Origin of the sequence: Rhizobium bangladeshense, assembly GCF_017357245.1 — a bacterium.
In the GTDB taxonomy this organism is placed as follows: domain Bacteria; phylum Pseudomonadota; class Alphaproteobacteria; order Rhizobiales; family Rhizobiaceae; genus Rhizobium; species Rhizobium bangladeshense.
On record NZ_CP071612.1, the window covers coordinates 304,288 to 322,130 of the forward strand.

Sequence of the window (17,843 nt, forward strand, 5' to 3'; positions counted from 1 at the left end):
AAACGCTCTAGTTTGGAATGATTTCAAGAATGGGGAAGACCGGCAAACGCCGATTTCAAGAGCATTTGCGTGAAGGTCAGCGCGGCCGTCCGGCTAGCGAGGGCCGCCTCCGTCTGCTTATGCCGCGAGGCGTCAGCCCTTGCGCTGCATGCGACAGAAGAAGAAGCCGTCCGTGTCGGTGGAGGCCGGCGTCAGCGTCACCGTCAGGCCGTCGGAGGAATGCGGACGCGGCGCGTCCTTTCCGAAGAGGGCATCCCAGACGGGCAGGGCGCTGACGATCTGGAAATCGGGATTTCCGCCGGTGAAGCGGCGCACCTGCTCCTCATTTTCCTGAGGCAGCACCGAGCAGGTGACGTAGATCAGCTCGCCGCCCGGTTTGACGAAGCCGCTCGCCTGCGCCAGCGCATCCTGCTGCTGGGCGGTGCGTTCGTCGAGGTTCTTCGCCGTCAGCCGCCATTTAGTATCGGGGCGGCGGCGCCACGTGCCGGTGCCGGTGCAGGGCGCATCGACCAGCACCTTGTCACAGCGCCCGGTAAGGCCAGACAATCCCCTGGCGTCGTCATGCACCTGGACATTGCGGGTGCCCGCTCGCTTCAATCGCTCGATGATCGGCGCCAGGCGTTTGCGGTCGGCATCGTAGGCGTGAACCTGACCCTTGTTTTGCATGGCGGCGGCCATGGCGAGCGTCTTGCCGCCGCCGCCGGCGCAATAGTCGAGGATCTGTTCACCCTCCTTGGCCAGCACCAGATCGGCGACGATCTGCGATCCTTCGTCCTGAACTTCGAACCAGCCTTTCTGGAACGAAAGCTCGGCTGTCACGTTGGGAAGCCGCGAGGCGCCTTCGCCTGCGGCAATCCGGATGCCGTAGCGGGCGATCTTCGCCGCATGCGCGCCGGCTCTTTCGAGCGCCTTGACGGCCTTGTCGCGCGAGGCTTTGAGGATGTTGGCGCGCAGATCGAGTGTGGGGCGGGCGGCAAGCGCCTGTGCCTCGGCGAGCCAACCCGTGCCGAAAGCCCGTTCGAAGGAGGATTGAACCCATTCTGGAATATCGCCGCGGATATGCGGCGGCGCATCGTCGAGCGAGCGGCTTGCAAAGGCCGCGAGGGCCTCGGCCGGAAGCGGCGCCGGCGCAAACTTGTCGTCGGCGAGTTCGGCGGCGAGGCTGTCCGATGTGAAGCCCCATTGACGGAACATGACGGCGTGGGCAATGGCGGCGGCGCTGTCGTCATCCATCAGCCAGGCATGCGAAAGCCGCATGCGCAAGGCGTCGTAAACGATATTGCCGATCGCGGCGCGATCGCCGGAACCGGCGAAGCGGTGCGCCAGGCCCCAGTCCTTCAGCGCGTCGGCGACGGGCCGCTTGCGGGCATCGATGTCCGCGAGCACAGAAATCGCCCCTTCGAGGCGGCCGCCCAGACGCATTCACATATCTCCTGTTGCCATGCCATGTGAACGATCCGCACACAGAGGCTCGGCGGATTGTCTACAGGGTTCAATCGCGTGGTAACCGCGATTGGCGGCAAGAGCAAGCGCCGCTTACGGCGCAGTCGGGGCTTAGCTGATGACCTGGTAGCAGACCTTCGCCGTGCCGGAGCTCACCATGCCGATATTCTGTGCGGCGGCGCGCGACAGATCGAGTACACGGCCGCGGATGAACGGACCGCGATCATTGATGCGGACGACGACGGTGCGGCCATTGTTGCGGTTGGTGACCTTCACCTTGGTGCCGAATGCGAGCGAACGATGTGCGGCAGTCAAGATGGCGGGGTTCATACGTTCTCCGGAAGCAGTTTTGGAGCGAAGTGCGTACCATGAAGCACCGCCACAGCCATTTGCAGCAAAACCTTCCGCCGGAAGCATGGAAGAGCAGGCTGCAATAGTTGCGGCAGCGATAATAGAACGGCTGATTTTCTTCAAAACGGATTATCCCTCAACTATTGAACTCACGCCCTTGCAGGCGGCGGGGCTTAAATCCGTCGAAAAGTGGCAAAAAAGTGCCGCACGAGATCACGGAATGTTACATTCTGTAATATTGGTGATATCATTGATTAAATATGAGATTTCGCCGCGTCCGGCAGAGTGTGGAAAAAAGGTAATGAAATCAGCTAAAACTCAGATGATTTTTTCCATAGAAAATCAAACTTCCCGGCATTCACAAAATTAGTGAAATTTTTTTTCTGGTTCTGCCATATTCGTTGCCACATTTGGACAAATTCAAAGGCCGTTAACTATAATATGCCGCGAGAATTATTCTGATAAATGAGGAAAGTAGGAATTTCCTACTCATTTCGGGTGATGGCAACGGGCCAGAAATGGTGGCCTAGTTTAACCGCGCCAGCGCCCGTCCCGCCACAATTGCGCAAGCGACATAGGGTATGTCGGGAAGGAGAATTCGAAGCCGGCAGCCTTCAGTTTCGCATTCGAAACCCGCTTGTTCTCGCCGTAGAAAGAACGCGCCATCGGCGTCAGTTCGGCGGTTTCGAAAGCCTGTTCCGGGGGCGGTTCGACACCCATCAGCCGTGCCGCTTCGACGATCACATCCTGCGGTGGCCCCGGCCGGTCGTCGGTGACATTATAGACGCCGCCGAGGCCACGCGCCGACAAGAAGCGTGCCGCCGCGCCGATATCCTCGACGCGGATGCGGTTGAAGACCTGGTCCTTCTTGATCAACCGCCGCGCCGTGCCCTTTTCGAGATTGCAGAAGGCGTTGCGCCCCGGCCCGTAAATGCCGGAAAGACGCAGCACCGCCGCCGGCACGCCGCGCTCGCGGCCCATCGCCAGCCAGCCCTCTTCGGCCTCGAGCCGTTCTTTCGACCGTCCGGAAACGGGGACGCAGGGCGTTTCCTCGTCGATCCATGCGCCCTTGTGATCGCCATACACGCCGACGGTGGAGAGATAGCCGATCCATTCGAGCCTCGGCAGCAGGCCCGCGCCGTCTTTATCAAGCAGCCGCAGCAGCGGGTCGGCCTTCCCAGGTGCGATCGACTGCACCAGGTGGGTGACATCAGCCAAAGCTTCGACGAGTCGCTCTTCCATGGTCTCGCCATCGAACAGGAATGCCTCGATGCCGGCGCGGCGGAGCGCTTCCATCTTCTCTGCCGAACGGGTCGTTCCGGAGACGCGCACGCCGTCGCCGGCGAAGGCCTCGGCGATCGCCGTGCCGGAAAAACCGCAGCCAAAGATCATCACATGCATCAGCCCACTCCTGCCAGCCGCCATTCGTTCAGAACGTCGTCGTCGCTCTCACCAGCCCTTTCTGCGGCAAAGGCCGAGAATTCGCCAGTCTCCATCAGCCTTGAAAGCGCCCAGACCGCCATCCCCCGAACCACCGGCGAGGCATCGTCGGCGAGCAGGCGGCATTGCGCGATGAGCGCTTTCTCGCCGGAATTGCCGGCGGCGATCAGCACGTTGCGGACGAAACGGTCACGGCCGATCCGCTTCACCGGCGAGCCGCTGAAAAAGGCGCGAAAAGCGGGATCGTCGAGCGTCAGCAGAAAGGCGATCGACGGCTCCTTCAACTCTTCCCGCGCCTGCAGCTTCATCTCGGAGGCAGCACTTGCGAACTTGTTCCAGGGACAGGCGGCGAGACAGTCGTCGCAGCCATAGATGCGGTTGCCGATCAGCACCCGCAACTCGGGATCGATCGGTCCCTTGTGCTCGATGGTGAGATAGGAGATGCAGCGCCGCGCGTCGATCTGGTAGGGCGCCGGGAAGGCGGCCGTCGGGCAGGCGTCCAGACAGGCGCGACACGAGCCGCAATGGTCGTTCTCCGGCGCATCGACGGCAAGATCGGCGGTGGTGAACATCGTGCCGAGGAACAGCCACGAACCATGCGTGCGGCTGACGAGATTGGTGTGTTTGCCCTGCCAGCCGAGACCGGCGGCGGCCGCCAGCGGCTTTTCCATGACTGGCGCCGTATCGACGAACACCTTGACGTCGGCGCCGGCCCGCGCCGCAAAACGCGTGGCGATCTCTTTCAACCGGCCCTTGATGACGTCGTGATAATCACGGTTGCGGGCATAGACGGAGATCGCCGCTTTGTCCGGCTTGTCGAGAATGCTGCGCGGATCCTCATCGGGCGCGTAGTTGAGGCCGAAGACGACGACCGATCGCACCGCGCCCCAGAGGGTCAGCGGGTCGGCGCGCCGCTCGCGCGTCTCCGCCATCCACTCCATCGTCCCGTGCCGCCCGGCATCGATGAACTCACCGAGACGCTGTCTGGCTTCGGGGATCGCGTCAGGGCGCGTGATGCGGCAGAGATCGAAGCCCTTGGCCGCAGATTCCGCCCTGACGAAGTCGGTCAAATTGTCGCGGCGCCGCCGCTCTTTGTCGTCTCTATAAGCTTCGGGCATGAAGAGCCCTCGTCAGAAATCCAGATCGGCATAGTGTGAAACGGGGGTCAGGCCGCGCACGCGCTCGGTCAGCATCGGCCGGAAAGACGGACGCGACTTCAGCCGCTGATACCACTCCTTCACGACGGGAGCTTCGGCCCACTCGATCTCGCCGAGATAATCGAGGATCGAGACCGAGGCGGCGGCGGCGAGATCCGCATAGCTCATTCGCTCTCCGGCCAGCCATTGGCGCGAACCGGCAAGCCAGGTGAGATAGCGCATATGCTGGCGGATATTCGCGCGGGCCGTGCGCAAAATCTTCGAATCCGGCGCTCCGCCACCCTGATCAGCGGTCATCTGCAACTTGTAGACGCGTTCACGTGCGAGCGGCTTCGTCACGTCGTTTTCCATCTTCTGCATGAACCATTCGGTCAGCCTGCGGATTTCTGCCCGCTGGAAAGGGTCCTCGGCAAGCAGCCGCCGGTCGCGCTTCAGGACCCCGTGCGTTTCGTCGAGATATTCGGAAATGACGCTTGCGCCGCAGAGCGCTCGCATGCTGTCGTCGACATAGACCGGCAGCGTGCCGGCCGGGTTGAGCGCCAGGAAATCCCGGCGCTTCTCCCATGTCTGCTCCTCGATCAGATCCGTCTGATAGCCGTATTCCGCCAGGATCAGCCGGACGAAGCGAGATGCGGATGACATGGGATGGTGATAAAGCGTGGGCATCGATACTCGTGCTTTATGATTGCTGTTACAGGACTGTGCGGCAGCTCATTTATAGCGCCCTAGTCATGACTCATTGGTTGAAGCTATAGGAGCTTGGCCCCGCCAATACAAGCGAATCGGATTTTACGCCATCTGACGATGGCAAAACACGGTCTAACGAACGAATGGAAGCGGCAGCCTGATCGACCCAAGCGCTCAGGCCCGGCCGAACTCTAAACCGGAGACAATGTATGGATTATATAAATGCCGCGATTCTAGGTGTCATTGAGGGAATCACCGAATTTCTGCCGATCTCGAGCACCGGCCATCTCATCATTGCAGAGCAATGGCTCGGCCACCGGTCCGACATGTTCAATATCGTTATCCAGGCCGGCGCCATTCTTGCCGTGACCATCATTTACTGGCGTCGTCTCGTCGATCTGGTGCTTGGTTGGCGGGAGCCTGAGAATCGCGACTATGCCGCCAAGCTGATCGTCGCCTTCCTCATCACCGCCATTCTCGGCTTCATCGTCAAGAGGCTCGGTTTTGAACTGCCGGAGACGGCGACGCCGATTGCCTGGGCGCTGATCATCGGCGGCATCTGGATGATCTTTGCCGAGTGGGCCGCCGCGCGCCGCCCGCCGCATAAAGAGATCACCTGGCTCGTCGCTATCCTGGTCGGCATCGCCCAGATCGTCGCCGGCGTCTTCCCGGGAACGTCGCGCTCCGGCGCCACGATTTTCGTCGCTCTGTTGGCCGGCACCGGCAATCGCGCCGCGGCGACTGAATTCGCCTTTCTCGTCGGCATCCCCACAATGTACGCCGCCAGCGGCTATGAACTGGTGAAGGCCTTCAGGGATGGCGGTGCGGCAGGTGAAGACTGGACTGCGCTCGCCATCGCCTTCGTGGTCTCCACCATCGTCGCGTTCATCGCCGTCAAATGGCTGCTTGCCTATATCCGGAGCAACCGGTTTACGTTGTTTGCCATCTACCGCATCATTCTCGGTGTCCTGCTGCTCGGCATGGCCACAACAGGCATGATCAGCTGAGATGTTCCGATCGCATCGCGTCCGCGCAGCTCCCGGCGCGGATGCGATACGCGATAGCCGAATAATTAAACGCTGTGCGCCCAGCTGGCGATGATGACGCAGGCGGGGCCGAGCGTTTGTCAAACGCCTGTGTCAGGTATCCGCTTCGCGGGCATTGTCTGGATAGGAGACCGGCGCGAAGGGCCAGCCTTTCGTCAGTGGCGGACCGAAGCCGTCGAGCAGGGATCGACGCCGTAGGCCGGCGAGCAATCGCCCTTGACCGCCGCGACCGAACCGGGCGCAACGAAGGAGCCTGCCATGATAATCAGCGCCGCACACGCAAAAAGGAGCGCGATTGACTTGCCCATCGAGAATGCCTTTCACAGTGATTGCCGCACGCTTTCGCAGGCGTCGAGTCCGTTGGAGACGCGCGGGGTTTGGTAGTCAGTGGAATGGCAAATAGCAATAAACGTTCCTGCTAAATTTGGCGTTAATTCCACAATTTTTCAGATGCGTCTTTTCTGCAACGGCCCTTGAGCTGAGCCGCAATCAGACATGCCGGATTTGCGCTGCCCGTGCTTAAAACGGCAACGGCAAATGCCGCCCGCTTTATCCGCGAACGGCATTGTTCAGAATGCTCGAAGTTATTCAGGCAGCCTTGCCGGAGCCGGTATACTGGCCGTGCGGACGATACTGCACGAGGTAGGAGCCGAGCACCGATGCCGGCATGGTGGGCGTGATGCCGAGCCCCTTCAGCGTTCGGCCTTCTGCCTCGGCTTCTGCGGAAACAATATTGTCGCGCTTGAGCAGGCGCACCTGGTCCGGCGTGATCGGCGGCCTCACAAACGGGACAAGCGAGGCGATGCTGCCGATCAGCGAAGCGAGACCGAAGGGCAGGGACACCAGCGGGTTCTTGCGGCGCGTCACCTTCAGCATCATCTCGAGACATTCGCGGAAGCTCAGCACCTCTGGCCCGCCAAGCTCATAGATCTTGCCGGCGGCGACCTTGCCGTCGACGGCGCGGGCGACCGCCTCGGCGACGTCCTCGACATAGACCGGCTGGAATTTCGTCTTGCCGCCGCCGACCAGCGGCAGGACGGGCGACATGCGGGCCATGTCGGCAAATTTGTTGAAGAAGCTATCCTCGGGTCCGAAGACGATCGACGGGCGGAAGATAACCGCATCGGGCTTGATCGAGAGGATCGCGGCTTCCGCGCGGCCTTTGGTGCGGCCATAATCCGAATCGGAATTGGCGTTGGCGCCGATCGCCGAAATATGGGTGAGGGTCGCGCCGACATTGCGTGCGGCTTCAGCCACCGCGCGGCCGCCGAATTCCTGCACGGCGTCGAAAGTGTTGCGGCCGGTCTCGTGCAGAATGCCGACGCAGTTGACGACGTGGCTGGCGCCTTCGACGGCACGGTCGATCGAGTTGCGATAGCGCAGGTTCGCCTGCACGAAGGAAATCTGGCCGACATTGCCGAGCGGCTGCAGGAAGCCGGCAAGATCGGGCCGGCGCACGGCGACGCGGATGCTATAGCCGCGCTTGGCCAGCGCCCGCACCACGTGCCTGCCCACGAAGCCGGAACCTCCGAACACGGTGACGAGCGGCGGCAGGTTGGCAAGGGTCATGGCAGGCTCCTCGAAAGGCTGTGCGGGATGCTGTATCGGCTCCGTCTTAGCCGAATCCCGGCGCGACGGGAAGGCCTATCGCGCCGTGAGTTTTGCGCATGCGGAGGCACTCAGACGCCTTCGACGACGACCATTTCCGCATCCGCCGCTTCGTGGCGGATTTTAGCGGCGATCTGGTATTCCGGCGAATTGTAGCAGTCGACGGCATGCTGCATCGACGGGAATTCGATCACGACATTGCGAGCGCGCGCCTTGCCCTCGAGCTCGGTGATCGCGCCGCCGCGCGCCAGGAAATTCGCCCCGTATTTCTCGAAGGCCGGTTTGGCCGCCGCCACGTAATCCTTGTAGCGCTCGGCGTCACGAACGTCGACGCGGGCGATCCAATATGCCTTGGCCATGATCTTCTCCCTTTTGCTTTTTTGGATTCAGCGGTTTGCCGGCCAGAGCGCATTCACCATCTCGTTGAGGACGGCGCGGGCCGCCTCTTTCGGATCGGGCGCTTTGACGATCGGCCGGCCCACGACGAGATGCGTCGATCCCGCCTTCAGCGCGTCGAAAGGCGTCATTACCCGCTTCTGGTCGCCCTTGTCGCTGCCGGTCGGGCGAATGCCGGGAGTGACGATCGCCATATCGGTTCCGACGACCCCCCGCACCTCGGCCGCTTCCGCCGCCGAGCAGACGATGCCGCCCATGCCGGCGGCGCGAGCCTGTCCGGCGCGGCTGAGCACCAGGCTGTGCGGGTCTTGACTGTAGCCGGCCTCGGCGAGGTCCTCGGCATCCATGGAGGTCAGCACGGTGACGCCGAGCAGGCAGAGGCCGGAGCCGGCCGCAGCCTCCACCGCCGCCCGCATCGCCTTCGGATAGGCATGCAGCGTCAGCATCGACATGCCCATCTTGGCGATATTCTCGACGCCGGAGGCGACGGTGTTGTCGATGTCGAGCAGCTTCATGTCGAGAAAAATCTTCTTGCCGCTCGCGGCAAGGTCGCGGGCGAATTCCAGACCGCCGGCAAAGACCAACTGATAACCGATCTTATAGAAGAGAATGTCGTCGCCGAGCGTGGAAACCAGTCTTTCCGCCTCGTCGATCGCTGGAACATCCAGGCCGACGATCAGCCGCTCGCGTGCGTCCATGTGAAGTCACCCCCGCCACTCTTCGATGGGTGTCCAGTCGCATGTTAAACTGACATCCGCAAGGCCGAAAGCATAGAGATTGCCGCCGCCGCCCGGCTGGTCGCGGTCGCGGGAGATCGGCCGCCCCGCCAGATGGCATTTGAGCAGCGTGCCGACGCCGCCGTGGCCGACGAAGGCGATCGGTGATGCCGTATCATGGGTGGCGAGAACGGCCTTGACCGCCGCTACGATCCGGGCCTGCGCATCGATGGCGCGCTCCCAGCCCTTGAAGCTTTCTTCGGGATTGGCAAAGAACCAGTTCGCCGCCTCTTCGAATTGTGGCGGCGGCAGGAAGCCGGTGGCCGAACGGTCGTTCTCGTGCATGGCGTCGACGATCTCGATTTTCGTGCCGGATGCTTCCGCCAGGATTTCGGCCGTCTCGATCGCCTTCGTCTCGTCGCTGGAGATGATGCGGGTCAGCCGTTTCGCCCAGTCTCTCGAAGCAGCCTTGCGGGCGCGTTCGGCGCCGATGTCTGAGAGACCCCATTTGGGAACGGGAACCTGCGGGTCGATTTTGACTTGCGGATGGGTGATATAAAGTCCGAACATTTATCCTCGCCGGTAGATCCAGAGCTGTGCCGGCGGAATATTGCGCATGACGAAATCAAAATGATGAATGCTGTAACGATCGCCATTGGCGGCGATCGGCGAGATCGCGCCATAGGAGATCTGCACCACCGGCCGTCCTGCAGGCAGGCGATCAAGCAGGCTTTCGAGCAGCGAGACCCGCATCGCCATCGGGAAGTTAAGAAGCGGAATGCAGGAGATGACGCAATCGAAGGTCTGGTCGCCGTAATCGCCGAGCGTGGTTTTGAGATCGAAGGCGTCGCCGTTGATGAAGTTCACACCGGGATAGGTCCGTAGCAGATGTTGGTGGAAATCCGTCGAATATTCGATCGCCACCAGATTTTCCGGCCGGACGCCGCGGCCGAGGATGGCCTTGGTAATGGCGCCGGTGCCGGGGCCGAGTTCGAGCACCGGCAGCCCGGAACTGAGGTCGATGACGCTGGCCATGCGCTTGGCGGTGATTGAGGAGGTCGGCACGATGGAGCCCACCGTCTTCGGTCCCTGCATCATGCCCCGGAAGAAGCGGATTTCATCATCGAATTTCTTCCCCAGCCGTTCCTTCACCTTGACCCGTAAGCGCATTCTCCACCCATCCGCACGTTGATCGACCGTCTTAATATGCTGCTTGTCGCTCTCGGGACAAGGTTTTTCGCAACAAGGACATCGGCATCAACAACTCATGCCGCTTTTCGATGGGAACGAGGCATGAGATCGGCAAGCCTTTCGGCCAGGTGCCCCGCATCGACAGGCGCGCGCAGCTTCTTGTCGGTATTGTCGAAATAGAGATAGACGTCGCGGCCTTTCGCACGCGCCGGCAGAGGCTCCAGAACGCGCGTCGCATCGCCAGGTTCTCCACCGCTTGTCCAGGCGCGGATGCGTTCCGCCCATTTATCCAGCGCTTCGTCTTCATAGCCGCTCACATAGAGCTGCTCGGATCCATGCAGGCGGCAATAGATGAAGTCGGCGGTGATATCCATCAGCAGCGGCCATTTCACCGTATCGGCGCAGACGAGCGCTGCCTTGTGCCGCCGGAGCATCTGGATGAACTCGGCTGAGCAAAAGCTGTCGTGGCGGATTTCTAGGGCATGGCGGATCGGCTGGTGTCCGTCGCTTTCGAGCCAGGCCTGTTTGAGGCGCTCGTCATGTCGCTTCGAAAGCGCTATCGCAGCGTCGTGATCCTGCGGCAGCAGCGACAGGAAGTTTTCGAAACGATCGGGATCGAAGGCCATGTTAGGCGGGAACTGCCAGAGGATCGGCCCAAGCTTGGGACCGAGCCTGAGCAGGCCGGAGGCGAAGAAATTGGCGAGCGGCGCCTCGATCTCCTTCAGTCGCCTGACATGGGTGAGGAAGCGCGGCCCCTTGACCGCAAAGACGAAATCGTCAGGCGTTTCGTCCCGCCAGCGGCCGAAGCTTTCGGGCTTCTGCAATCCGTAGAAGGTGCCGTTGATCTCGATCGAACGGAAATGACGGGCGGCGTAGGAAAGCTCCTGCTTCTGCGGAAGGCCTTCCGGATCGAATTGTCCGCGCCAGGGCGCATAAGTCCAGCCTGAAATGCCGATGCGCACCGCTCCCGTCTTCTTCATCTGGAATCCTCCTGTTCGACAGGAGGAAAACCGAAAGCGGTCGCCTTCGTTCCCGTCAGACGCGCATCGGCATCAGCACGTAGAGCGCGTCGTCGCCGGCGGTGTCGCGGATCAGTGTCGGCGAACCGGCGTCGGCCAGGAGGAAGATCGCTTCCTCGCCGGAAAGCTGTGCGGTGATGTCGAGCAGATATTTGGCGTTGAAGCCGATTTCCATCGCATCCGTATCGTAGCCGACGGCGACTTCTTCGGTGGCGCTGCCGGAATCGGGATTATTGACGGTCAGCATCAGCTGTCCGTCGGACAGCGCGAGCTTCACGGCGCGGCCGCGCTCGGAGGAGATCGTCGAGACGCGGTCGACAGCCTGGGCGAAGCTTGTGCAGTCGACGCGCATTTCCTTGTCGTTGCTTGTGGGGATGACGCGCTGGTAATCCGGGAATGTGCCGTCGATCAGCTTCGAGGTCAGAACGATCGAGCCGATCGTCATGCGGATCTTGGCGTCGGAAACCTCGACGGTGACGATCGCTTCCGGATTGTCGACCAGCTTCTGCAGTTCGCCGACCGTCTTGCGCGGAATGATGATGCCGGGCATGCCCTCGGAGCCGGACGGCGCGTCGACATCGGCGCGGGCCAGCCGGTGGCCGTCTGTCGCGACCGCCCGAAGCTTCAGCTCGCCGTTGCTCTCGATCGTGTGGAAGAAGATGCCGTTCAGATAATAACGCGTCTCTTCCGTCGAGATCGCGAACTGGGTGCGGTCGATCAGCATCTTCAGATCGGACGCCTTCAGCTTGAAGCTATGCGTGAAGGTGCCGGCGGTCAGATCCGGGAAATCGGATTCCGGCAGGCACTGCAGCGAGAATTTGGAGCGGCCGGACTGCACGGTCATCGAGCCGCCGTCGGTGCTGGTGGCCAGCAGCACTTCCGAACCGTCGGGCAGCTTGCGCACGATGTCGTAGAGAAGATGGGCCGGAACAGTGGTGGCGCCGGCCTGTTCGACGCTGGCAGGCGTCGCCTCGGTGATTTCGAGGTCGAGGTCGGTCGCCTTCATGTCGAGGTTCTGGCCGTCGGCCTTGAGCAATACGTTGGACAGGATCGGGATCGTGTTGCGACGTTCGACCACGCGGTGGACGTGGTTCAGCGATTTCAACAGGTTTGACCGCTCAATAGTAATACGCATGGGATGCTACCGCTTTCGACCGTGACTGTCCGGGCGCATCGAGCACCCGAGAATGCTTTCCCGACCGTGGACCGGGGGAGTGGAGGGGCAAAATGGCAGACTTCAGCATCGCTTTGCAAGAGGCATGGATGGCCGCGCGCCTGCATTTGCGGTTTTCCGGAGCAATCCTCACAGAAATCCGAAGCCTTGCCGAAGCGGTGCGGCTCGCCCATAAAGGTCCCCATAGAGGATTGATGACGGCGGGACGAAAGCAAACGGCATGAACGAGCAAACCACAGCGGATGCCGCCGCGAGGCGGAGTTTCCGCCTGCACAGTATGACGGTGCCGGCGCGACCGCTGGAGCCGGGGCTCTATCTCGTCGCCACCCCGATCGGCAATCTCGGCGACATCACGCTGCGTGCCTTGGAAACGCTGGCCGGCGCCGACGTGCTCGCCTGCGAGGATACGCGCGTCACCCGCGTGCTGCTCGATCGTTACGGCATCCAGAACCGGCCTTTCGCCTATCACGAGCACAACGCCGACGAAGCCGGCCCGCGGCTCATCCAGGCGCTGGAGGCCGGCCGCTCGGTGGCGCTGGTGTCCGATGCCGGCACGCCGCTCGTCTCCGACCCCGGCTACCGGCTGGCCCAGCAGGCGATTGCCGCCGGTTACCGCGTCATCCCCATCCCGGGAGCCTCGGCGCCGCTCGCAGCCCTTGTCGGCTCCGGCTTGCCGAACGACGCCTTCCTCTTCGCCGGCTTTCTTCCGGCCAAGGACAAGGCCCGCCGTGACCGTCTCGGTGAATTTGCCGCAGCCCCCGCGACGCTTATCTTCTTTGAATCGCCCCATCGCATCGGCGCGACGCTGCTGGCTGCCGCCGATGTGCTCGGCCCGGCAAGGCCGGCTTCCGTCTGCCGCGAGCTCACCAAGACTTATGAGGAATTCCGCCGCGGCACGCTGGCCGAACTTGCCGCCCATTATCAGCAGGTGGAAAACGTCAAGGGCGAGATCGTTCTCGTCGTCAGTCCGCCGCAGCCTGTGGAAACACCGGAAGCCGATGTCGAGGCCGTGCTTGCCGATCTGTCGATGTCGATGCCGACGGCGAAGGCCGCGACCGAGGCGGCGCGTCTCACCGGCCTGCCACGCAAGGTTCTCTACCAGCGCCTGCTGGAGATGAAGGGCGGCAATGGGCGATAAAAACCTCACCGACATTAAAAGGAAAGCGCTGCGACGGGGCCGCATGTCGGAATATGTCGCCGCCGTCTTCCTGATGCTGAAGGGTTACCGCATTCTGGCACTGCGCCACAGAACCCGGCTCGGCGAGATCGATATAGTCGCCCGCAAGGGCGATCTCGCCATCTTTGTCGAGGTCAAAGCCCGCCATCGCGAGACTGCGGCGATCGACGCCGTCTCCGTCGCCTCCCAGAAGCGGATACGGGCGGCAAGCGATCTCTGGCTCGCCCGCCAGGCCGATCAGGCCCGCCTTTCCCAGCGCTACGATATCGTCGCGGTCATGCCAGGCCGGCTGCCGCGCCACTTTCCGGATGCGTTTTAGCGTCTCTCGGTTCAGCGGTTTCGGATCGTTAAAACTTTAGCTTCGGCTTGAACCAGCTTCTTACGACTCTCTGCTATCGCAATCTGCGTAGGGGTAACAATTGGGGTTGTTTCATGGCCTGGAAGCTGATGTTTGCAAGTGCGGTCGCCATGGCTGCGCGCTCCGTGCCTTATGCCGTGGCGAAGCCGGCCGGTAAATCCTTCATTGCCCATGCGAGCGACTTGCTGCCGCTCAAATCGACGCCGATCAACCCGGACTGGATTGTCAGCGGCAATCCGCAAGCACGCACCGCAGAACATTCGCGGGGTCATGACGAGGCGTCGCTAACGGCGATCTGGGACTGCACGGCAGGCGAATTCCGCTGGTATTTCGGCTGGGACGAGACCGTGATGATCCTCGAAGGCGAGGTCCATATCACCGCCGAAGACGGCACCGAACGGACCCTGCGCACCGGCGACGTCGCCTTTTTCGCGGGTGGGACCTGGGCCAGCTGGCGCGTCGACAATTACGTCCGCAAGGTAGCTTTCCTGCGCAAGCCGTTCCCCAAGCCCTTGGCGATCGCCTATCGCTTGCGCAACCTGCTGCGCAATGGCGGCAACCAGGGGATCGCCGCCTGACGATCGCCGGCCTTTGCCGCCCTTGATTGGCCGTTGCGTTTGATGCCCGGCCGACCTACATCTGTCCGGCATTCAGCGAGGGACGGAAATGGCCAAGATCACCAATGTAGCGGTCCAGATGGATCATGTCGCCGGCATCAATATCGCAGGTGACTCCACCTTCGCCATGAGCCTGGAAGCGCAGGCGCGCGGCTACAGGCTTTTCCACTATACACCCGACCGCCTGAGCTTCCGCGACGGCAAGCTCTTTGCCAGCGTCGAGCCGATGCTGCTGCGCGACGTCAAGGGCGATCACTTCGAGCTCGGCGCGTCCGAGCGCGTCGATCTCTCGACCATGGATGTCGTACTGCTGCGCCAGGATCCGCCCTTCGACATGGCCTATATCACCTCGACGCACCTGCTCGAGCGCATCCACCCGAAGACACTCGTCGTCAACGATCCGGCCTGGGTGCGCAATTCGCCGGAGAAGATCTTCGTCACCGAATTTGCCGATCTGATGCCGAAGACGCTGATCACCAAGGATCCGGCCGAAATCCGCCGCTTCCGCGACGAAATGGGCGACATCATCCTGAAGCCGCTCTATGGCAATGGCGGCGCCGGCGTCTTCCATTCGACCCGTGACGACCGCAACCTCTCCTCGCTGCTGGAGATGTTCGGCCAGCTCTTCCGCGAGCCGTTCATCGCCCAGCAATATCTGCCCGACGTGCGCAAGGGCGACAAACGCATCATCCTGGTCGACGGCAAATTCGCCGGCGCGATCAACCGCGTGCCGGCCGAGCATGACAGCCGCTCCAACATGCATGTCGGCGGCCGGGCCGAGGCGACCGAACTGACGCCGCGCGAAAAAGAGATCTGCAAGCGTATTGGTCCCGCTCTGCGCGAACGCGGCTTCCTGCTCGTCGGCATCGACGTGATCGGCGATTACATGACCGAGATCAACGTCACTTCGCCGACAGGCATCCGCGAAGTCAGAAAGTTCGGCGGCGCCGACATAGCAAGCCTGCTCTGGGATGCGATCGAGCGCAAGCGCACCTGAGGCTGCGATCCGGGTACAACCGCGATCACCGCTGATATCCGCCTGCGTTCTTTTATCGTTCTTGTTTTATTCCGGTTTCCATGCCAGATTGCAACCGCTGGCTTTCAATGGCCACAGGGGCGGTCTCTAAGAGTTTGCGGGACAAGGGTGAGCATATGGTCGCGCGTGTCAGTACGGTAGCATTCCAGGGCATCGAGGGCGTGCCGGTCGAGGTCCAGGTCATGATCGCGCCCGGCAAGGTCGGCATGCAGATCGTCGGTCTGCCCGACAAGGCGGTGGCCGAAAGCCGCGAGCGCGTGCAGGCCGCGCTTCACGCCTCCGGCCTGGCGCTGCCCGGCAAGCGAGTGACCGTCAATCTGGCCCCGGCCGATCTGCCGAAGGAAGGCTCGCATTTCGATCTGCCGATCGCGCTCGCTTTGATGGCGGCCCTCGGCGCCATTCCGGCCGACGCACTGTCGGATTATGTCGTCGTCGGCGAACTCAATCTCGATGGCACGATCGCCGCGATCGCCGGCGCGCTGCCGGCCGCCATCGGCGCCAATGCACTGGGCAAAGGGCTGATCTGCCCGGCCGAAAGCGGCGCAGAGGCGGCCTGGGCGGGCGCTGACGTCGATATTCTCGCACCACGCAGCCTGATTGCCCTTGCCAATCATTTCCGCGGTACGCAGGTGCTCTCCCGGCCCGAGCCGTCGATCCGCGCCAATACCGCCAACCTGCCGGATCTTGCCGAGATCAAGGGTCAGGAAAGCGCCAAGCGCGCGCTCGAGGTGGCGGCCGCCGGCGGCCATAACCTCCTGATGGTCGGGCCTCCCGGCTCGGGGAAGTCGATGCTGGCGTCGCGGCTTCCGTCGATCCTGCCGCCGCTTTCGCCCGCCGAACTGCTTGAAGTCTCGATGGTTCATTCGATCGCCGGCCAGCTCACCGGCGGCAAGCTTTCCGACCGCCGGCCCTTCCGCACGCCGCATCATTCCGCCACCATGGCCGCCCTCGTCGGCGGCGGTCTGCGCGCCCGCCCTGGCGAAGCCTCGCTTGCCCATCACGGCGTGCTTTTCCTCGATGAATTCCCGGAGTTCACGCCGCAGGCGCTCGATGCGCTGCGCCAGCCGCTTGAAGGCGGCGAATGCGTCATTGCGCGGGCCAACCACCGCGTCTCCTATCCGGCGAAATTCCAGCTGATCGCGGCGATGAACCCCTGCCGCTGCGGCATGGCCGGCGAGCCAGGCCATACCTGCGCCCGCGGCCCGCGCTGCATGAGCGATTACCAGGCCCGGATCTCCGGGCCGCTGATGGACCGCATCGATATCCGCATCGACGTGCCCGCCGTCTCCGCCGCCGACCTCATCCGCCCGATGGCGGCCGAGGCGAGCGCCGACGTCGCCCGCCGCGTCGCCCGCGCCCGCGAGCTCCAGCAGGAGCGCTTCGAGCGCGCCGGCGCCAGGGATATCGGCACCAATGCCCGCTGCTCCACCGCGATGATCGAAAAACTCGCCGAACCCGATGCGAGCGGACTGCAGCTGCTGCGCGATGCCGCCGATAAGATGAAATTCTCCGCCCGCGGCTACCACCGCGTCCTCAAGGTCGCCCGCACGCTTGCCGATCTCGACGGCAAGCCGACGGTTGGGCGCTTGCATCTTGCCGAAGCGATCTCCTATCGCATCGCTGGTGAGAGGTTGACGGCGGCGGCGTAACCAGATGGGGGCCGCCGGCGCGCTGAAGTCCTGCTCTTCTCGTGGCTCAGGTGGGCACGGCGGTGCGCGGTGATAAAGCGTATGACAGCAATGCCCTGCTCACGCGACATCGGGAACAAGCCATGCCTTCAATCAACGACAAGTTTCGGTCTAGACCGAATTCGATGGGACGAACGTCTGCGGCTAGCTCTGCGTAATGCAGGGGCGGGTCACCGTCGTCAGCGGGGATCGACGGCTAACTCGGGGAATTTGTAATAGATGCAGTCATTGATCCTGAACCACCCCATACCATGGTCCATGTCGGCCTGCGAAAGTTCCCACTCGAACGTGTCGTGGCCTTCGTAACCGTAGAGTAGCGCCATGGTAGTCAACTCAGTGAACGGCCCAGGAGGAAATGGAATGCCGTACGCTATGGCCTCTTTTGCAGGGAACTTTCCTTTGACGACCTTCTTGATCTCCAACTCTGCTCTTACCAACTGCCCTGGGAAATCGTTGTCGGTCGTTATCAAACCAGAAGGGCTGATGGAGAGTGATCTGACCCTTGCCTCCACGACGACCTCCGCCTTCGCAAGCAGTTCTTTCTGGCTGGGACACGGCGCCATTGCCGCAGTCTGCCGCAGACCAATAGCCGATAGAACCAAAACTGCTGTACATAATAATCGCGCCTGCGCGTTCAGCATTCTTTCCTTCCCACAACAGTGCACTTAGCTTTCTTCGATCCGATAAGATCGAACGCAAATCCCAACTTAACAGTATAGATCGTGACTTTGCCCCCAAG

Annotated in this window: 21 protein-coding genes; 7 read left to right on the forward strand and 14 right to left on the reverse strand. The window is 62.2% G+C overall.

Going from position 1 to position 17,843, the window contains the following annotated elements:
* Positions 1–132: 132 nt before the first annotated feature.
* Both J2J98_RS01500 and J2J98_RS01505 read right to left on the reverse strand, forming a co-directional pair.
* Complete coding sequence (locus J2J98_RS01500) at positions 133–1,422, reverse strand: RsmB/NOP family class I SAM-dependent RNA methyltransferase (protein WP_207602168.1); 1,290 nt, start codon at positions 1,420–1,422, stop codon at positions 133–135.
* 132 nt (positions 1,423–1,554) lie between these two features.
* Positions 1,555–1,860, reverse strand: coding sequence for a septal ring lytic transglycosylase RlpA family protein (locus J2J98_RS01505; RefSeq protein WP_245296596.1), 306 nt, complete (start codon positions 1,858–1,860; stop codon positions 1,555–1,557).
* On the opposite strand from J2J98_RS01505, the gene J2J98_RS30220 reads away from it, so the two are divergent.
* On the forward strand, positions 1,760–2,164 hold the full coding sequence (locus J2J98_RS30220; protein WP_246569431.1) for a hypothetical protein: 405 nt from the start codon (positions 1,760–1,762) through the stop codon (positions 2,162–2,164). The two genes, J2J98_RS01505 and J2J98_RS30220, sit on opposite strands and share 101 nt — an antisense overlap.
* A gap of 161 nt (positions 2,165–2,325) precedes the next feature.
* Here the strand turns inward: J2J98_RS30220 and J2J98_RS01510 are convergent, their stop codons facing one another.
* Genes J2J98_RS01510 through J2J98_RS01520 form a run of 3 tightly spaced genes read right to left on the reverse strand, consistent with a single transcriptional unit; the run spans position 2,326 to position 5,057 of the window.
* Positions 2,326–3,195 (reverse strand): SDR family oxidoreductase, encoded by an 870-nt coding sequence (locus J2J98_RS01510; RefSeq protein WP_207602169.1) that lies wholly within the window; start codon positions 3,193–3,195, stop codon positions 2,326–2,328.
* Entirely contained in the window at positions 3,195–4,352 is a 1,158-nt protein-coding gene (queG, locus tag J2J98_RS01515; RefSeq protein ID WP_207602170.1) for a tRNA epoxyqueuosine(34) reductase QueG, read from the reverse strand. Before queG ends, J2J98_RS01510 begins: the two co-directional genes overlap by 1 nt.
* Before the next feature lie 12 nt (positions 4,353–4,364).
* On the reverse strand, positions 4,365–5,057 hold the full coding sequence (locus J2J98_RS01520; protein WP_138394334.1) for a glutathione S-transferase family protein: 693 nt from the start codon (positions 5,055–5,057) through the stop codon (positions 4,365–4,367).
* A 230-nt stretch (positions 5,058–5,287) separates the two neighbouring features.
* Between J2J98_RS01520 and J2J98_RS01525 the strand changes: the two genes are divergently transcribed.
* Entirely contained in the window at positions 5,288–6,085 is a 798-nt protein-coding gene (locus J2J98_RS01525) for an undecaprenyl-diphosphate phosphatase (protein ID WP_064707707.1), read from the forward strand.
* Between the two features lie 194 nt (positions 6,086–6,279).
* Here J2J98_RS01525 and J2J98_RS01530 read toward each other — a convergent pair whose 3' ends face one another.
* From J2J98_RS01530 to dnaN, 8 genes are all read right to left on the reverse strand, one after another.
* On the reverse strand, positions 6,280–6,432 hold the full coding sequence (locus J2J98_RS01530; RefSeq protein ID WP_167358961.1) for a hypothetical protein: 153 nt from the start codon (positions 6,430–6,432) through the stop codon (positions 6,280–6,282).
* A gap of 280 nt (positions 6,433–6,712) precedes the next feature.
* Positions 6,713–7,693 (reverse strand): complex I NDUFA9 subunit family protein, encoded by a 981-nt coding sequence (locus J2J98_RS01535; protein ID WP_207602171.1) that lies wholly within the window; start codon positions 7,691–7,693, stop codon positions 6,713–6,715.
* 110 nt (positions 7,694–7,803) lie between these two features.
* A complete protein-coding gene (locus J2J98_RS01540) occupies positions 7,804–8,091 on the reverse strand; it encodes a DUF1330 domain-containing protein (RefSeq protein WP_064711785.1) in 288 nt (95 codons plus the stop codon).
* Positions 8,092–8,118: 27 nt separating this feature from the next.
* The gene (pyrF, locus tag J2J98_RS01545; protein WP_207602172.1) at positions 8,119–8,826 is read right to left on the reverse strand and encodes an orotidine-5'-phosphate decarboxylase; all 708 of its coding nucleotides are present in this window, start codon (positions 8,824–8,826) and stop codon (positions 8,119–8,121) included.
* 6 nt (positions 8,827–8,832) lie between these two features.
* Positions 8,833–9,414, reverse strand: coding sequence for a histidine phosphatase family protein (locus J2J98_RS01550; protein WP_138394329.1), 582 nt, complete (start codon positions 9,412–9,414; stop codon positions 8,833–8,835).
* Entirely contained in the window at positions 9,415–10,014 is a 600-nt protein-coding gene (gene pmtA / locus J2J98_RS01555; RefSeq protein ID WP_207602173.1) for a phospholipid N-methyltransferase PmtA, read from the reverse strand.
* A 95-nt stretch (positions 10,015–10,109) separates the two neighbouring features.
* Entirely contained in the window at positions 10,110–11,015 is a 906-nt protein-coding gene (locus tag J2J98_RS01560; RefSeq protein ID WP_207602174.1) for a DUF72 domain-containing protein, read from the reverse strand.
* 55 nt (positions 11,016–11,070) lie between these two features.
* On the reverse strand, positions 11,071–12,189 hold the full coding sequence (dnaN, locus tag J2J98_RS01565; RefSeq protein WP_064707714.1) for a DNA polymerase III subunit beta: 1,119 nt from the start codon (positions 12,187–12,189) through the stop codon (positions 11,071–11,073).
* A 259-nt stretch (positions 12,190–12,448) separates the two neighbouring features.
* Here dnaN and rsmI point away from each other — a divergent pair, with 259 nt between their 5' ends.
* From rsmI to J2J98_RS01590, 5 genes are all read left to right on the forward strand, one after another.
* Complete coding sequence (gene rsmI / locus J2J98_RS01570) at positions 12,449–13,366, forward strand: 16S rRNA (cytidine(1402)-2'-O)-methyltransferase (protein ID WP_207602175.1); 918 nt, start codon at positions 12,449–12,451, stop codon at positions 13,364–13,366.
* Entirely contained in the window at positions 13,356–13,724 is a 369-nt protein-coding gene (locus J2J98_RS01575) for a YraN family protein (protein ID WP_207602176.1), read from the forward strand. The genes rsmI and J2J98_RS01575 overlap by 11 nt, the downstream gene beginning before the upstream one ends.
* A 113-nt stretch (positions 13,725–13,837) precedes the next feature.
* Positions 13,838–14,341, forward strand: a complete 504-nt coding sequence (locus J2J98_RS01580) for a cupin domain-containing protein (RefSeq protein WP_064707717.1) — start codon at positions 13,838–13,840, stop codon at positions 14,339–14,341.
* A gap of 88 nt (positions 14,342–14,429) precedes the next feature.
* The gene (gene gshB / locus J2J98_RS01585; protein ID WP_207602177.1) at positions 14,430–15,377 is read left to right on the forward strand and encodes a glutathione synthase; all 948 of its coding nucleotides are present in this window, start codon (positions 14,430–14,432) and stop codon (positions 15,375–15,377) included.
* A 155-nt stretch (positions 15,378–15,532) separates the two neighbouring features.
* Complete coding sequence (locus J2J98_RS01590) at positions 15,533–17,065, forward strand: YifB family Mg chelatase-like AAA ATPase (RefSeq protein ID WP_207602178.1); 1,533 nt, start codon at positions 15,533–15,535, stop codon at positions 17,063–17,065.
* Between the two features lie 218 nt (positions 17,066–17,283).
* On the opposite strand, the gene J2J98_RS01595 is transcribed toward J2J98_RS01590, so the two are convergent.
* The gene (locus J2J98_RS01595) at positions 17,284–17,745 is read right to left on the reverse strand and encodes a hypothetical protein (protein ID WP_246569385.1); all 462 of its coding nucleotides are present in this window, start codon (positions 17,743–17,745) and stop codon (positions 17,284–17,286) included.
* Positions 17,746–17,843: the final 98 nt, after the last annotated feature.

Coding starts and splice junctions, on each gene's coding strand:
- J2J98_RS01530 (WP_167358961.1), bottom strand. CDS start 6,432: ATGGGCAAGTCAATCGCGCTCCTTTTTGCGTGTGCGGCGCTGATTATC.
- pmtA (WP_207602173.1), bottom strand. CDS start 10,014: ATGCGCTTACGGGTCAAGGTGAAGGAACGGCTGGGGAAGAAATTCGAT.
- J2J98_RS01525 (WP_064707707.1), top strand. CDS start 5,288: ATGGATTATATAAATGCCGCGATTCTAGGTGTCATTGAGGGAATCACC.
- J2J98_RS01550 (WP_138394329.1), bottom strand. CDS start 9,414: ATGTTCGGACTTTATATCACCCATCCGCAAGTCAAAATCGACCCGCAG.
- J2J98_RS01535 (WP_207602171.1), bottom strand. CDS start 7,693: ATGACCCTTGCCAACCTGCCGCCGCTCGTCACCGTGTTCGGAGGTTCC.
- J2J98_RS01540 (WP_064711785.1), bottom strand. CDS start 8,091: ATGGCCAAGGCATATTGGATCGCCCGCGTCGACGTTCGTGACGCCGAG.
- J2J98_RS01575 (WP_207602176.1), top strand. CDS start 13,356: ATGGGCGATAAAAACCTCACCGACATTAAAAGGAAAGCGCTGCGACGG.
- J2J98_RS01560 (WP_207602174.1), bottom strand. CDS start 11,015: ATGAAGAAGACGGGAGCGGTGCGCATCGGCATTTCAGGCTGGACTTAT.
- pyrF (WP_207602172.1), bottom strand. CDS start 8,826: ATGGACGCACGCGAGCGGCTGATCGTCGGCCTGGATGTTCCAGCGATC.
- J2J98_RS01595 (WP_246569385.1), bottom strand. CDS start 17,745: ATGCTGAACGCGCAGGCGCGATTATTATGTACAGCAGTTTTGGTTCTA.
- J2J98_RS01590 (WP_207602178.1), top strand. CDS start 15,533: ATGGTCGCGCGTGTCAGTACGGTAGCATTCCAGGGCATCGAGGGCGTG.
- dnaN (WP_064707714.1), bottom strand. CDS start 12,189: ATGCGTATTACTATTGAGCGGTCAAACCTGTTGAAATCGCTGAACCAC.
- J2J98_RS01510 (WP_207602169.1), bottom strand. CDS start 3,195: ATGCATGTGATGATCTTTGGCTGCGGTTTTTCCGGCACGGCGATCGCC.
- J2J98_RS01505 (WP_245296596.1), bottom strand. CDS start 1,860: ATGCTTCCGGCGGAAGGTTTTGCTGCAAATGGCTGTGGCGGTGCTTCA.
- J2J98_RS30220 (WP_246569431.1), top strand. CDS start 1,760: ATGGCGGGGTTCATACGTTCTCCGGAAGCAGTTTTGGAGCGAAGTGCG.
- gshB (WP_207602177.1), top strand. CDS start 14,430: ATGGCCAAGATCACCAATGTAGCGGTCCAGATGGATCATGTCGCCGGC.
- queG (WP_207602170.1), bottom strand. CDS start 4,352: ATGCCCGAAGCTTATAGAGACGACAAAGAGCGGCGGCGCCGCGACAAT.
- J2J98_RS01580 (WP_064707717.1), top strand. CDS start 13,838: ATGGCCTGGAAGCTGATGTTTGCAAGTGCGGTCGCCATGGCTGCGCGC.
- J2J98_RS01520 (WP_138394334.1), bottom strand. CDS start 5,057: ATGCCCACGCTTTATCACCATCCCATGTCATCCGCATCTCGCTTCGTC.
- rsmI (WP_207602175.1), top strand. CDS start 12,449: ATGAACGAGCAAACCACAGCGGATGCCGCCGCGAGGCGGAGTTTCCGC.
- J2J98_RS01500 (WP_207602168.1), bottom strand. CDS start 1,422: ATGCGTCTGGGCGGCCGCCTCGAAGGGGCGATTTCTGTGCTCGCGGAC.